General features: G+C 63.0%; 15 protein-coding genes. 11 read left to right on the forward strand and 4 right to left on the reverse strand.

From position 1 onward, the window contains the following. Positions 1 to 69 precede the first annotated feature (69 nt). Together IB262_RS19350 and IB262_RS19355 are read right to left on the reverse strand one after the other, a co-directional pair. Positions 70 to 1,344 (reverse strand): GNAT family N-acetyltransferase, encoded by a 1,275-nt coding sequence (locus IB262_RS19350; RefSeq protein ID WP_034797746.1) that lies wholly within the window; start codon positions 1,342 to 1,344, stop codon positions 70 to 72. Next, the gene (locus IB262_RS19355) at positions 1,341 to 2,732 is read right to left on the reverse strand and encodes a lipopolysaccharide biosynthesis protein (RefSeq protein WP_162728829.1); all 1,392 of its coding nucleotides are present in this window, start codon (positions 2,730 to 2,732) and stop codon (positions 1,341 to 1,343) included. The genes IB262_RS19350 and IB262_RS19355 overlap by 4 nt, the downstream gene beginning before the upstream one ends. 186 nt (positions 2,733 to 2,918) lie before the next feature. Here IB262_RS19355 and IB262_RS19360 point away from each other — a divergent pair, with 186 nt between their 5' ends. Then, positions 2,919 to 3,092, forward strand: a complete 174-nt coding sequence (locus IB262_RS19360) for a hypothetical protein (RefSeq protein ID WP_162728827.1) — start codon at positions 2,919 to 2,921, stop codon at positions 3,090 to 3,092. 90 nt (positions 3,093 to 3,182) lie between these two features. Here IB262_RS19360 and secA read toward each other — a convergent pair whose 3' ends face one another. Next, on the reverse strand, positions 3,183 to 5,891 hold the full coding sequence (secA, locus tag IB262_RS19365) for a preprotein translocase subunit SecA (RefSeq protein ID WP_112976501.1): 2,709 nt from the start codon (positions 5,889 to 5,891) through the stop codon (positions 3,183 to 3,185). A 244-nt stretch (positions 5,892 to 6,135) separates the two neighbouring features. Between secA and IB262_RS19370 the strand changes: the two genes are divergently transcribed. The 6 genes from IB262_RS19370 (at position 6,136) to IB262_RS19395 (ending at position 10,487) form a co-directional block, all read left to right on the forward strand. After that, positions 6,136 to 7,002 carry a peptidylprolyl isomerase gene (locus IB262_RS19370; RefSeq protein WP_112976500.1) on the forward strand — a complete coding sequence of 289 codons (867 nt, stop codon included), beginning with the start codon at positions 6,136 to 6,138 and terminating at the stop codon, positions 7,000 to 7,002. A gap of 211 nt (positions 7,003 to 7,213) precedes the next feature. Beyond that, a complete protein-coding gene (gene argJ, locus IB262_RS19375; RefSeq protein ID WP_034797731.1) occupies positions 7,214 to 8,455 on the forward strand; it encodes a bifunctional glutamate N-acetyltransferase/amino-acid acetyltransferase ArgJ in 1,242 nt (413 codons plus the stop codon). A gap of 121 nt (positions 8,456 to 8,576) precedes the next feature. After that, positions 8,577 to 9,332, forward strand: a complete 756-nt coding sequence (locus tag IB262_RS19380) for a GNAT family N-acetyltransferase (RefSeq protein WP_246802666.1) — start codon at positions 8,577 to 8,579, stop codon at positions 9,330 to 9,332. A 4-nt stretch (positions 9,333 to 9,336) separates the two neighbouring features. Then, positions 9,337 to 9,750 carry an 8-oxo-dGTP diphosphatase MutT gene (gene mutT, locus IB262_RS19385; protein WP_060518377.1) on the forward strand — a complete coding sequence of 138 codons (414 nt, stop codon included), beginning with the start codon at positions 9,337 to 9,339 and terminating at the stop codon, positions 9,748 to 9,750. A gap of 179 nt (positions 9,751 to 9,929) precedes the next feature. Then, positions 9,930 to 10,250 carry a hypothetical protein gene (locus IB262_RS19390; RefSeq protein ID WP_034797725.1) on the forward strand — a complete coding sequence of 107 codons (321 nt, stop codon included), beginning with the start codon at positions 9,930 to 9,932 and terminating at the stop codon, positions 10,248 to 10,250. A gap of 69 nt (positions 10,251 to 10,319) precedes the next feature. Then, a complete protein-coding gene (locus IB262_RS19395; protein ID WP_112976498.1) occupies positions 10,320 to 10,487 on the forward strand; it encodes a Flp family type IVb pilin in 168 nt (55 codons plus the stop codon). A 32-nt stretch (positions 10,488 to 10,519) separates the two neighbouring features. Here the strand turns inward: IB262_RS19395 and IB262_RS19400 are convergent, their stop codons facing one another. Then, positions 10,520 to 11,398: a methyltransferase domain-containing protein gene (locus tag IB262_RS19400; protein WP_112976497.1), complete on the reverse strand. Its 879-nt coding sequence runs from the start codon at positions 11,396 to 11,398 to the stop codon at positions 10,520 to 10,522. Positions 11,399 to 11,499: 101 nt separating this feature from the next. On the opposite strand from IB262_RS19400, the gene IB262_RS19405 reads away from it, so the two are divergent. The 4 genes from IB262_RS19405 to IB262_RS19420 all read left to right on the forward strand — a co-directional run bounded on the left by IB262_RS19405 (position 11,500) and on the right by IB262_RS19420 (position 13,885). Beyond that, the gene (locus tag IB262_RS19405) at positions 11,500 to 12,231 is read left to right on the forward strand and encodes a ComF family protein (RefSeq protein ID WP_226020618.1); all 732 of its coding nucleotides are present in this window, start codon (positions 11,500 to 11,502) and stop codon (positions 12,229 to 12,231) included. A gap of 47 nt (positions 12,232 to 12,278) precedes the next feature. Beyond that, the gene (gene grxC, locus IB262_RS19410; RefSeq protein ID WP_034797718.1) at positions 12,279 to 12,536 is read left to right on the forward strand and encodes a glutaredoxin 3; all 258 of its coding nucleotides are present in this window, start codon (positions 12,279 to 12,281) and stop codon (positions 12,534 to 12,536) included. Positions 12,537 to 12,602: 66 nt separating this feature from the next. Then, complete coding sequence (locus tag IB262_RS19415; protein WP_112976495.1) at positions 12,603 to 13,460, forward strand: carbon-nitrogen hydrolase family protein; 858 nt, start codon at positions 12,603 to 12,605, stop codon at positions 13,458 to 13,460. Continuing rightward, positions 13,457 to 13,885, forward strand: a complete 429-nt coding sequence (locus tag IB262_RS19420) for a DUF1178 family protein (protein ID WP_034797716.1) — start codon at positions 13,457 to 13,459, stop codon at positions 13,883 to 13,885. The genes IB262_RS19415 and IB262_RS19420 overlap by 4 nt, the downstream gene beginning before the upstream one ends. Positions 13,886 to 13,922 lie beyond the last annotated feature (37 nt).

Genomic DNA, 13,922 nt, shown 5'->3' on the forward strand with positions numbered 1-13,922 from the left:
GCGATTGATTTGAATTGGCTGGAGCGGGATGCGGGCGGAAAACCGCGCCCGCTTTTTCCTCATCCCGATCTAGCGTCCGGCAAGCGCCTTGATCTTGTCGCGCAGGATCCGCGCCATGTTGCGGGTGTTGCGATAGAGGTGGAGCTGGGCTGCCACCTGGCGCACTTCGCGGTCTCGGGTCTGCTGCAGGCCGATCACCATCGTGCCCATGTCTTCGCGCTCCTGCCAGAAACGGCTCATGATCGGGTGGTCCGGCACAGCGCAGGAGTCGGAGCGGGCGATGTTGGCGTCGTCGAGATGCCATTCCGTCAGTTCGGCGAGAAGCAGTTTGCCCGGCGAGAACCTGGCATAGCGCTCGTCATAGGCCGTCTTCCAGGTATAGGCCTCGCCCGACATCAGGAAGACGACCATCGAGGCGATCGCCTTGCCGTCGAGATCGAGCGTGTGGATGCGCACGCTGTCGCCGTCGGCCAGATTGGTGATCGCCTCGCGGGCAAAGGCGGCCCGGAAGCGGTCGAGCACCATGGCGCTGCGCGCCTTGCCCTTCCAGCCGGATGCTTCCAGCGCTAGGAATTCCTCCATGCGCAGGCGGACGTCGGCGGGCTGACGGGCGACCGAATAGACGAGCTCGCCCTCTTTTTCGAGATTGTTCCACTGCCGCCGCAGTTCGCGGAAATGCGCTGGGCTGATTGCCTTGCGCAGGTAGGTCGGGCCGTCGAGCAGGCTTTCGAGCATCGGCCGGCTGAAGGTGTCGGTCACCGTCAGAGGCAGGTTGCGGCCGATGGCGACGGCGCGGGTGAGGCGGGCGACCTTGCCGTTGAGCCGCATGTCGGGCAGCACCAGGATCGAGGGCAGCCCGGTTGCCGGCGCGGCAAAGGCTTCGAACAGGTTGTCGATGGTCTCGGCCGCATCCTCGGCGTCGAGCAGTGGCACGCCCAGCGGTCCGAACGGGTTCGACCAGGCGCGAATGATCGGCGCGCCGATCGAGAAGCCGGGCTTTTCGATCGAGAACGGCATCAGGAAGCGCAGCCGGCTGCGGCGCTCGTCGTTGTCGCGCATGATCGCGAGCCGGATGACGCGCTCTTCCAGGCGCGGCATGGCCGGCGCGAGGAAGCGTCCGGTGAAGAAGACGTTTGGCTCCAGCGCCCGGTTCGACAGAAAGTCGAGTTCGCGTTGCAACTCGTAGCCGGCCCTTGCCGGATAGATGGCAAGATGCCGTCCGGGACGTCCGACCTCGATCAGATGCTCTGCGGTCGGTCCGCTTTCGCCGTCCTGCGCCAGTCCGCCGAGAACCCGTGCGGCCCGGCTGTTTGCATCGCTCGGAAGATTGGTATTGCCGATCATGGATGGACAGCCCCGTTGTTTTCATTGCCGGCTCGCGCTCTTGCGAAGGCAAAGAGCGCAAAGCCGAAGGTACGCCGGACGGCGATGTGCAGCAGCATCGCCTCTACGAACATAGCACCAGCGGTTGCAAAAGCAGCACCGTTCAGTCCGAAAAGAGGGATGAGGCTGAGGTTGAGTGCGATGTTGACGACCAGCGCGCCGGCGTAGAGGGCCACGCACAGCGTCTGCTGGCCGGCCATCGTCAGCAGCGTTTCGGCCGGGCCGACGAAAGCCTTGGCGAGGATGCCCGCGAAAAGCACCATCATCAGCGGCAGCCCGGTGACGAAGGCCGGGCCGAAGAGCGAAAGCAGGAACGGCCCTGCCAGTAGCACCAGCGCGCCGACCAGAAGCGACGGCCAGAAGGCCCAGCGGGCGCTTTCGACCGCGATGCCGGGGATCTGGCCGGGATCGCGGGCCATCGCGTTGGAGACGCGCGGGCCCGCGGCTGCCTTGACCGCGAACATGACGAAATGCACAAGCGCCATGGTCTTGGCGGCAGCGAAATAGATCGCGACGTCGTCCGGCTCCAGGTAGAGGCCGACGATCACCACATCGGAATTGGTCAGCAGGAAGCCGAAGCCATCGACCAGGAAGACGGGGATCGAGACCTTGAGCCAACGGCGAAGCTCGATGCGTCGCGGTCCCGGAACATAGCGCGAGCGAAGACGGTAGGTGAGCGCGAGAAACTGCGAGACACTGGTGACATAGGCCGCGGCCATGGCTGCCATCATGGCGGTTTGCGCGGTGTGGGGCGCGCCGGCGGTGACGGCGAGCACCATGAAAACGAGCACGAGCAGCGGCCGGATGATGAAGGTGGGGCTCATCGCGGCAATCGGCCAGCCATGGGCACGCGCCGTTCCGTCCATGACGTCGCCCAGCGAGATCATCGGCAGGGTGAAGAGGCCGAGATAGAGGGGCACAAGGTAATAGGCCTCGATGTGCCCGGAAAAGAACCAGAGGCCGGCAAGGCCGAGGACGGCGACCGTGGTGGCGGAGGAAAGCGCGAAGATGCGCACCGTCGTCGTCACGCCGCGGATTTCGTCCATGGCGGCCGAGGCCTGGTATTCCGGCAGGAAGCGGATGACGACCGAGTGGAACCCGACGCAGGAGAGGCTGCCGAACAGGATGACCAGCACCCAGACGAAGACGAAGATGCCATATTCGAACTCGCCCATCAGCCGCGCGAGGATGATCTGCGACAGAAAGGCGATGGCGGCGCTGACGATGCGAACCGAAAAGGCGACGAGCGCCATGCGGCGCGCGGCGTTCTTGGCGTCCGAACTGGTCAGGATGGGGAGAAGCCGGGCGATTATTGCGGACAGGCGGTGTCTCAGTGCCGACGGCAGCATTCGTCCGGCCGTTTGACATACCGCCATGAACACGAGAACACCCTGAGATTACGCAATACAGGGTTTCAGTACTGCCAGAACAGCGTTAACAAAGGGTGCAGCGCGGTTGTAAGGAATGGGGGCAACCATGCCGATTGAGGACAGCGAGCGGCAGCGGATTATGCAGGCGAAATCGATTGGCCGCGCATGGTCGGCGATCTCCAGGAGATCGGCATCGAGCGGCTGGACGACCTGAAAGCTTCCGACGCGCAAGATCTCGCACTTCGTATCAACGCCACGCTCGGTCGCCGCCATATCAACAGCACCGGCATTCGCGCGCTCGAAAACCTGATTGCCAACGCCAGGGCATGCGATCGCTAGCAAACAGGCTCCAGGAAACGAAAATGCCGCCCGGAGGCGGCATTTCTGAAGGGCAGGGGGCGCAGACAGTACCTGCATTCCGCGGCTGGCTTATGCCTCGTAGATGCCGTGGCAGTGCTTGTACTTCTTGCCCGAACCGCAGGGGCAGAGCTCGTTGCGCGAGACCTTGCCCCAGGACAATGGGTTGGTTGCGTCTCGCTGCACTGGCGGGGCGGCCAGCAGCGTGCCGTCGCCGAAATCGTCCTCGCCGGTGAGCGGATCGATATGGTGGCCATGCATGACAGGCGGAGCCGGCTGCGGCGCTTCGGCTGCTTCGCGCACCAGCTCGACGCGCATGAGCTGTGCGGTCACGGCCTGGCGCAGGTTGCCGAGCAGGGCCTGGAACAGCTCGAAGGCTTCGGATTTGTATTCCTGCAGCGGATCGCGCTGGGCGTAGCCGCGGAAGCCGATGACCGAGCGCAGGTGATCGAGGTTGACGATGTGCTCGCGCCACAGATGGTCGAGTGTCTGCAGCACGACCGAGCGTTCGACATACTGCATGATCTCCGGACCGAAGCGTTCGGCACGGTCGGCGGCTTCCTTTTCGGCAGCGGTCATGACGCGCTCGAGAATATCGGCTTCGTCGATGCCTTCCTCGGCAGCCCATTCGGTGATCGGCAGGTCGAGATTGAGGTATTGCTGCACGTCGGCCCTGAGGCCCGCGACGTCCCACTGCTCGGCATAGGCCTTCTCGGGAATGCGCTTGCTGACCATGTCTTCGACGACTTCGGTGCGCATGTCGGTCACGGTTTCGGTGACGCTTTCGGCATCCATCAGCTCGATGCGCTGTTCGAAGATCACCTTGCGCTGATCGTTGAGAACGTCGTCGTACTTCAGAAGGTTCTTGCGGATGTCGAAGTTGCGGGCTTCAACCTTCTTCTGGGCGCGTTCGAGAGCCTTGTTGATCCACGGATGGATAATCGACTCACCTTCCTTGAGGCCCAGCTTCTGCAGCATACCGTCCATGCGGTCGGAGCCGAAGATGCGCATCAGGTCGTCCTGGAGCGACAGGTAGAACTTCGATCGACCCGGGTCGCCCTGACGGCCGGAACGGCCGCGAAGCTGGTTGTCGATGCGGCGGCTTTCGTGGCGCTCGGTAGCGAGAACGTAAAGCCCGCCGGCGGCCAGCGCTTTTTCCTTCAGCTGCTGCACTTCGGCTCGGATCGCCTGTTCGCGCTGTTCGCGCTCGGGGCCGGGCTCGACTTCCGAGAGCTCCTGCTGGATGCGCATGTCGACGTTGCCGCCGAGCTGGATGTCGGTGCCGCGACCGGCCATGTTGGTGGCGATCGTGACGGCGCCGGGCACGCCGGCCTGGGCGACGATGAAGGCTTCCTGTTCGTGGTAGCGGGCGTTGAGAACCTGGAAGTTGGCAAAGCCGGACTTCTTCAGAAGGTCGGCCAACTGCTCCGATTTTTCGATCGAGGTCGTGCCGACCAGCATCGGCTGGCCGCGCTCGTGCGCCGACTTGATCTCCTCGATGATGGCGGTCAGCTTCTCGCCCTGCGTCCGATAGACCTCGTCGTCCTCGTCGATACGCTTGATCGGCAGATTGGTCGGAACCTCGATGACTTCGAGGCCATAGATGTTGCCGAATTCTTCCGCTTCGGTCGACGCCGTGCCGGTCATGCCGCCGAGCTTCGAATACATGCGGAAGTAGTTCTGGAAGGTGATCGAGGCGAGCGTCTGGTTCTCGGGCTGGATCTGCACCTTTTCCTTGGCTTCGAGCGCCTGGTGCTGGCCTTCGGAATAACGGCGGCCTGGCATCATGCGGCCGGTGAATTCGTCGATGATGACGATCTCGCCGTTCCTGACGATGTAGTCCTTGTCGCGCTGGAACAGCTTGTGAGCCTTCAGCGCGTTGTTGACGTGGTGGACGATCGCGACGTTTTCGATGTCATAGAGCGATTCACCCTTGAGAAGACCCGCCTCGCGCAACAGGTTCTCGAGCTTCTCCGTGCCGTCTTCCGAGAAGTTGGCCGAGCGCTGCTTCTCGTCGATCTCGTAGTCTTCGGGCGAAAGCAGCGGGATGAATTCGTTGATCGTGTTGTAGAGATCGGAGCGATCGTCGAGCGGGCCGGAGATGATCAGCGGCGTGCGCGCTTCGTCGACCAGGATCGAGTCCACTTCGTCGACGATGGCGAAGAAGTGGCCGCGCTGAACCATCTGGCCGCGCTCGTACTTCATGTTGTCGCGCAGATAGTCGAAGCCGAGCTCGTTGTTGGTGGCGTAAGTAATGTCGCAGGCATAGGCGTCGCGGCGCTGCTCGTCGGAGAGGCCGTGGACGATGACGCCCGTGGTCATGCCGAGGAAAGAGTAGACGCGGCCCATGGTGCCGGCGTCGCGCTGGGCGAGGTAGTCGTTGACGGTGACGACGTGCACGCCTTTGCTCGCGAGCGCGTTCAGGTACACCGGAAGGGTCGCGACGAGCGTCTTGCCTTCGCCGGTCTTCATTTCGGCGATCGCGCGCTCATGCAGGATCATGCCGCCGATGAGCTGGACGTCGAACGGCCGCAGGCCAAGCACACGGCGGGCGGCCTCGCGGGCAACGGCAAAGGCCGGTACCAAAAGGTCGTCCAGCGTCTTGCCGTCGGCGAACTGCTGGCGGAATTCCACGGTCTTGGCGGCGAGTGCCTCATCCGACAAGGCCTTCATATCGGCTTCAAGTGCGTTGATGGCATCCACCCTGGCCTTGTAGCCACGCACACGGCGATCATTGGAGGAGCCAAACAACTTGCGGGCTAGGCCGCCGAGACTGACCATACGAATGGTCCTTTCTTTTCTGTTGCCTGAGGTCTCATGGCTGCACCGTGAAAAACCGCGCAATGCCGTGAAACGCCCGGAAACTGTTCTGGACGCGAGGTTGCGTGACAGATAAGAGGGGGGTCGAATTATGTCAACGCAATTGCACTGCCGGACGGCTACAGAACCGCCACATTCTGGTGTTGTGCAGCCGCTACAAGCTGCAGGCAATTGCGCCGAAGGCCAATGTGAAAGGTTAGTGAGCATGACCAAGTTGAAAACCCTGGCCGCCGTGGCACTGGTTGCGGCGATGGCCGTACATGGTGGCGCGCGGGCGGAAGACGCCGATCCGGTGGTCGCCAAGGTTGGCGGCGAGGACGTGCGTCAGTCCGAACTCAATCTTGCTCTGGGTGGCCTCGACCCGCAGCTGCAGCAGATGCCGGAAGAACAGAAGCGCGCCGCAGCACTGTCGGCGATCATCGACGTTAAGCTTCTTTCCGCCACGGCCGAGAAGGAAGGCCTGCAGGACGACGCCACTTTCAAGCAGCGCGTCGCGTACCTCACCGAGCGCGAACTTCACAACGCCTACTTCAAGAAGCATGTCGTCGACGCCATCACCAAGGAAGAGGTGAAGGCACGCTACGACAAGGAAGTCGCGGCCATTCCGGTTCAGGACGAAGTGAAGGCCCGCCATATCCTGGTCAAGACGGAAGACGAAGCCAAGGAAATCATCAAGGAACTCGACGCTGGCAAGAGCTTCGTCGAGCTTGCCAAGGCGAAGTCCACCGATCCGAACAAGAACGACGGCGGCGACCTCGGCTACTTCACCAAGGGCCGCATGGTGCCGGAATTCGAAACGGCTGCCTTCGCTCTCGAGAAGGGCGCCTACACCAAGATCCCGGTCAAGACGCAGTTCGGCTTCCACGTAATCCTGGTCGAAGACAAGCGCCCGCAGGCCCCGCCGCCGCTCGAGCAGGTCGAGCAGCAGGTTCGTCAGCTTGTCATGCGTGACAAGTATGTCGAGCTGCTTGCCGCAGCCAAGAAGGATGCAGGCGTCGAAATTTCCGACCCGGCGCTGAAGCAGGCCTATGACGAGGCCAACAAGGCGCAGGAAGCGCAACAAGCCAAGTAATTCGATCGGCGGGCCCTGCCACTGGCAGGGCCTGTTGTCACCGCTTTTTGTCGATGCCCGGCGGTGAAAACCGTTCGGGCATTTGTCGCAAGATGGATCTGGAGCCGTTTCGGTTGTAGACCGCTCCGGATCCTTGTTCTTAGGCATTTCCTGAAGGCCGCCAGGCTCTTTTGGAAATGCTTTGGCTCCAACACGTCACAGCAGGTTTCCCATGTCCGGCTCCGTTTCTCCGCTCGCTCCGAAAACCTTTGCCGAAATGCCCTCCGTGCGCGGCGTCCGCATGGCGACCGCAGCCGCCGGCATCAAGTACAAGAACCGCACCGACGTGCTGATGATGGTGTTCGACCGGCCGGCCGTCGTGGCCGGTGTCTTCACCCGTTCCAAGTGCCCTTCGGCCCCTGTCGATTTCTGCCGCAAGAACCTTGCCGGCGGTGTCGCGCGCGCTGTCGTCGTCAACTCCGGCAACGCCAATGCCTTCACCGGCAAGAAGGGCCGCGAGGCGACGGAACTGACGGCAAAGTCGGCGGCAAAGGCTGTCGGCTGCGCGGAGAGCGAAGTCTTCCTGGCGTCGACCGGCGTCATCGGCGAGCCCTTGGACGCGACCAAGTTTGCCGGCGTGCTCGACGATCTGGCTGTTGCCGGCAAGGAGGACTTCTGGTTCGAAGCCGCCAAGGCGATCATGACGACGGATACCTATCCGAAGGTAGCGACACGCAGCGCCGAAATCGACGGCGTCAAGGTGACGATCAACGGCATCTCCAAGGGCGCCGGCATGATCGCGCCCGACATGGCGACGATGCTCTCCTTCGTGGTCACGGATGCCGACATTGCGCCTTCGGCGCTGCAGGCCCTGCTTTCGGCCGGCGTCGGCCCGACCTTCAACTCGGTCACGGTCGACAGCGACACTTCGACGTCCGATACGCTGATGCTGTTCGCTACGGGCGCGGCATCGGCCGACGGCCAGCCGGCAATCTCCGATGCGGCCGACCCGCGTCTTAATGCCTTCCGCGCCGCACTGAACGACCTTTTGCGCGATCTCGCGCTCCAGGTCGTGCGCGACGGCGAAGGCGCTCGCAAGATGGTCGAGGTGACTGTCGAAGGCGCCGAGAATGATGCGGCCGCCAAGCGCATAGCGCTTTCGATCGCCAATTCGCCGCTCGTCAAGACGGCGGTCGCCGGTGAAGACGCCAACTGGGGCCGCGTGGTCATGGCCGTCGGCAAGTCCGGAGAAATGGCCGAGCGCGACCGGCTGGCGATCTGGTTCGGCGACGTGCGCGTCGCCGTCGAGGGGGAGCGCGATCCCACCTATTCTGAAGCTGCGGCCACGGCCGTGATGAAGGAAGAGGACATCACGATCCGCGTCGAAATCGGCCTCGGTTCCGGTCGGGCCACTGTCTATACCTGCGACCTGACGAAGGAATATGTCGAGATCAACGGCGATTACCGGAGCTGAGGCGCCGGTTATGTGATGGTGAGCGGCCTGGCGCGCCAGACCGTGCAGAGGTAGCAAGATGACATCGAATGATATTCGGCACGTGGCGGGCAAGGCACAGGCCGAAGCTGGGGAAGTGGCAATGGTGGATCTTCCAAACGTGCGCCGTCTCGAGGCCGTGGGTTTCCGCGCCTGGCCGGCAGCGTCCGTGCAATATGATGGCAGCTGGCTGATCCGGCTCAATGCAGGCCATGATTCCAAGCGGCTGAATTCCGTCAATCCGCTTGATCCGTCCGACTATCGCGACATCCCGGTCCGTCTCGAAAAGGCTGCCCGGCGCTTTGCCGACTACGGCCGGCCGCTGACTGTGCGCCAGACGCCGCTGACGGCGCCGCAGCTTGTCGCCCATATGGATGCCGAGGGCTGGAATGCGTTCAGCCGCAGCCTGGTCATGAGCGTCGACCTGGTCGAGCGCGAGTTCGGCGACGGCATCGATCACCTGCCGATCAAGGACGTCGGCCGGTTCGTCGATGCGTGCATCGGGATTGCGAAGAGCGATCCGAAGCGCAAGGCGGCGCTGGCCGAAATCATCAACGCGATCAAGCCGGAGAGTGGCCTCTTCCTGTTCGAGGATGCCGAGATGGGGCCGACGGCCGTGGCGCTCGTCGTCCAGGACAACGATCTTGCCGGCATCATGCAGTTTGCCGTGGACGAGCGGGTCCGTGGCCGGGGCGTCGGCAAGGCGATGCTCGACGTCTGCCTGCGCTGGGCGCGTCTGCGCGGAGCCAAGAAGGCCTGGCTGCAGGTGGAAGCGGATAACAGCTCGGCTATGGCGCTTTATCGCGGCGCCGGTTTCTCCGAGGTTTACAGCTACATCTATCGAACGCCGGGAGCTTGAGGCCATGGATGCCAACGGAAAGAAGATCGTGCTTGTCGCGGCCTGCGCGCTTGTCGATTCCGATGGTCGCATCCTGCTCGCGCAGCGGCCGGAGGGGAAATCGCTTGCCGGCCTATGGGAGTTTCCGGGCGGCAAGGTTGAAGCCGGCGAGACGCCGGAGGAAACCCTGATCCGCGAGCTTGAGGAAGAACTCGGCATCCGCACCAAGGTCGCATGCCTGGCGCCGCTGACCTTCGCCAGCCACACCTATGACGACTTCCATCTGCTGATGCCGCTCTATGTCTGCCGCCGCTATGAAGGGGTTGCGATCGGGCGGGAAGGCCAGGCGATCAAGTGGGTCCGGCCAAAGGCCCTGCGCGATTTTCCGATGCCGCCGGCAGACGAACCGCTTATCCCGTTTCTTATGGATTTGCTCTGAACCTACCCGAAATCTGATTGATTATTAATCGATCGTTTATCTCCCTGGCGCAAAGATAGCTCCAATTCAGTTTTGGTACGTATCGTTGGCAACGGCGTATCGATTTCAGGCAGTGCGGTGGAACCAAGCTTGGGAAGGGCGCTTGCGTTCGCCGTATTTTGCGCGTTTGTGAGGCTGGGATGGTGGACGACGATTTCTGGAACACGGTTCAGGAAAAGGATCTGATGAATAATCAATCCCGCCGGACAGGTGTGCTCAATCTGTCGCTGTTGTTCGGAACGGCGGTGATCGCGCTGACGCTGATCCTGACGCCCATGCTGTCATCCAAGACCGACAAGCGCATCATGGCGAATACGCCAGTCGATTACGACAACATTTCCACCGGCTCCATCCCTTCGAAGGGGACCACCAAGCGCTACACGGTTCGGCGCAGCGTCCTTCAGGAAATGCCCGGAGCGGTTTGCATTATCGATGCCGACGGCCGCAAGAGCGGCTGCTGAGGCGAACGCCATCGGCCCGTTTGGCGCTGGCGTCCGATTCGGATTGAACACAAATCTGGCTGGGGACGCATGGAAACGCTTAAACGCTTGTTTGGTGGCACGGACGGCGGCATCGCCATCGAGTATGCGCTGATCGCCGCCCTCGTCTCCCTCAGCTTAATCTTCGGGGCCAACCAGATCGGCAACGCCCTGACCTACGTCTACGACTCGCTCGCCGCAGCGTTCCCGAGCGCATAAGCACTAAAACCGGATCTGGGGTGGATGCCGCCCTACAGCGGCTGCTCCTTCGTGCCAAGCGCTGCCGAAAGCCGTTGCTTTGCTGAACCCGGCTTCAGCGGCTTCTGCTGGCTTTCGTGCGGCGCCCAGCCGGACAGATAGATGATGGAGAAGGTAGCGCGAACGCGGCCGTCCGGATCGGAGAAGCGCTCCGCGTAAATCTCCGCAGCCCTGAGGAAGAACCGCCTGGAAACGGGCGTGCGGCTGCGCGCCGAAAGCGGGCTGGTCATGCCCATGGCGCGCAGGTCGCGGATCAGCGCGAACAGCGAATCGTAGCGCACCGTGTAGGTTTCCGTGTCGGTGACCGGCAGGGCGAAGCCGGCGCGTTGGAGCAGAGCGCCGACGTCACGGACATCGGCGAAGGGAATGACGCGCGGGCTGGCGCCGCCGGTCAGCTCGGCCTCTGCAGCCAGCAGCGCTTCGCGCAGCTCCTGCAGCGTGCCGCTGCCCGGGATGGCGGCGAGGAACAACCCATCGGGCTTTAGCGCCCGCCGCACCTGGATGAAGGCGCCCGGTGTATCGTTGGTCAGATGCAGGGACAGCGGCGAGACGATCAGATTGACGCTTTCCGGTTCGGCCGGAACTTCCTCGAGCGAGGCGATCGTCACCGGCGCCTCGGTCGAGCTGAAGCGGGCGTCGGTCTCGACGCGCTCGATGGCGTCGATCTTGCCGGTCGCCATCAGTTGGCGGGCCGTTTCACCGGTATAGCCGTGAAGTTCGAGTGCGCGATCAAAATGACGCTCGACCACGCCGACACGCTCGGCGAGCTCTTCGGCAACGATGTCGAGAAGGAAAGCGGCCTTCGGATCGGCGTTTCTGAGCGCCCTTGCCCGGTGCGCCTCGACGAGGCTCTGGTCAAAGATTTTTTCCACGATAGTCTCTCCGCGATGGGCAGCAAAGAGACCTTCGGAGGCACAAAGTCAACCGCATGGCATGGGAGAGGTTGCGTATTCCGCAGGCGTGGCGCGCGGGCATGCTGAAACGATTCGGACTGGGGCTCGTCGATCTCGTCTTTCCACCTGTCTGTTGCGGTTGCGGCCGGCTGGTCGGCGATCATCGCGCGGTCTGCGCCTCTTGCTGGGCGACGCTGCCGCTGATCGAACGGCCCTATTGCGATATTCTCGGCATGCCGTTTTCGGTCGATCACGGCGCCGGAGCGGTGTCACCGGAGGCGATCGCCAACCCGCCTGCATTCGATCGGTTAAGGTCGGTGGCGATCCATGAAGGTGTTGCCCGCGATCTGGTCCACGGGCTGAAATATCGCGACCGCACGGATCTCGCGCCGATGATGGCGACATGGATGATCCGGGCGAGCGACGGTGCCGTCGCTTCCGCCGACGCGATCATCCCCGTGCCGCTGCACGCCTTCCGGCTGTGGAAGCGGCGGTTCAACCAGTCGGCGGAGTTGGCACGAGCCATTGCGCAGCTCTCCGGTCGTCCGTATCAGCCCGACATCTTGAGGCGCATCCGGCGCACGAGCCCGCAGGTTCGCCTGGGGTTGCGCGCCCGCGAGGAGAACGTCCGCGGCGCCTTCGCCGTCTCGGAAAGCGGCAGGGCGGGTCTCAGTGGGAAAAGCGTGGTTCTCGTCGACGATGTATATACGACCGGCGCAACCGTTGCCGCAGCGACCCGTGCGCTGAAGCGGGCGGGAGCCGGGTCGGTCACGGTTTTGACCTTTGCAAGAGCCGTATCCGGTCTTATATGACAATCAGATGTCCGGCACGGTCGCCGGCAAAGGAGCGGTTCAGGATCATGGCTTCGGTGGTCATTTATACGCGTCAGTTCTGCGGCTATTGCTCGGCCGCAAAGAAACTCCTGGAAACCAAGGGCGTTTCCTTCCTCGAGCACGATGCCACCTATGATCCGAACGTTCGGCAGGTGATGATCGACAAGTCGCACGGCGGGACGACGTTCCCGCAGATCTTCATCAACGACATTCATGTCGGTGGCTGCGACGACCTGCACGCGCTGGAACGCGCCGGCAAACTCGACGCGATGCTGGCTGCCTGAGGCACCGTACCCTTGCATGAGGCGACGTCCCGTTTATCTGCGGTGAGCGCTTAGGAGTTGGACGTGATGACTTTCAAGGCCGCAGCCATTCAGATGTGTTCCGGCGTCGATCCGCGCAAGAATGCGGAGACGATGGTGCGGCTCGCGCGCAAAGCGGCAGCCCAGGGCGCGACCTATATCCAGACTCCGGAAATGACCGGGGCGCTGCAGCGGGACCGGGCGGCGCTGCGCGCGATCCTGAAGGACGAGGCCAACGATCTTATTGCCGCGGCGGCAGCTCAGCTTGCCGGCGAACTTGGCGTCTACCTCCATGTCGGCTCGACGCCGATCGCGCTTGCTGGCGGCAAGATCGCCAATCGCGGCCTGCTGTTTGGCCCGAATGGCCAAAAGATCTGTGACTATGACAAGATCCATATGTTCGACGTCGATCTCGACAACGGCGAGAGCTGGCGGGAAAGTGCCGCCTATCAGCCGGGCAGCATTGCGCGCCTGGCCGAACTCGACTTCGGCAAGCTTGGCTTTTCCATTTGCTACGACGTGCGCTTCCCGGAGCTTTTCCGGCAACAGGCCGTTGCCGGCGCCGAGATCATGTCGGTGCCCGCCGCCTTCACGCGGCAGACGGGCGAGGCGCACTGGGAAATCCTGCTTCGCGCCCGCGCGATCGAGAACGGCCTCTTCGTCATTGCCGCCGCACAAGGGGGCACGCATGAGGATGGGCGTGAGACGTTCGGCCATTCTATGATCGTCGATCCCTGGGGGCGCGTGCTCGCTTCGGCTGGCCCTACGGGCGAGGCGGTTGTGCTTGCCGACATCGATGTCGCCGCCGTGCATGCGGCGCGCGCCAAGATACCGAACTTGAAGAATGCCCGTAACTTCGTGCTCGATGAAGTGGCGCCGACCGGGAAGGGAGGCGTTGCCGCTTGATCCGCTACACCCTTTCCTGCGACAACGGCCACGATTTCGAGGGCTGGTTCTCGTCGAGTGACGATTTCGACCGCCAGGTCGAACGCAAGCTGGTCTCCTGTCCGAGCTGCAACTCGACATCCGTTGCCAAGCAACTGATGGCGCCCTCGGTCGCGACCGCGCGCAAGAAGGAGGCGACGCGGGCGGTGATCATGGACCAGGCGCAGAAGGAAACGGTCGCCAAGATCCGCGAGCTGGTGAAGTCCGTACGCGAGAACGCCGAGGATGTCGGCGAGCGCTTTCCCGAGGAAGCCCGCAAGATCCACTACGGCGAGGCGGAAGAGCGCGGGCTGATCGGCAAGGCGACGGCGGAAGAGGCCGTGGCGTTGCTCGAAGAAGGCATCGCGGTCGCGCCGCTGCCGATCTTGCCCGACGAGGTCAACTGACGCGGGGCACTTTCGCATCTGCGCGTCTAAACTTTGG

Origin of the sequence: Ensifer sp. ENS02 (assembly GCF_014851885.1) — a bacterium.
GTDB classification, from domain to species: Bacteria; Pseudomonadota; Alphaproteobacteria; order Rhizobiales; family Rhizobiaceae; genus Ensifer; species Ensifer adhaerens.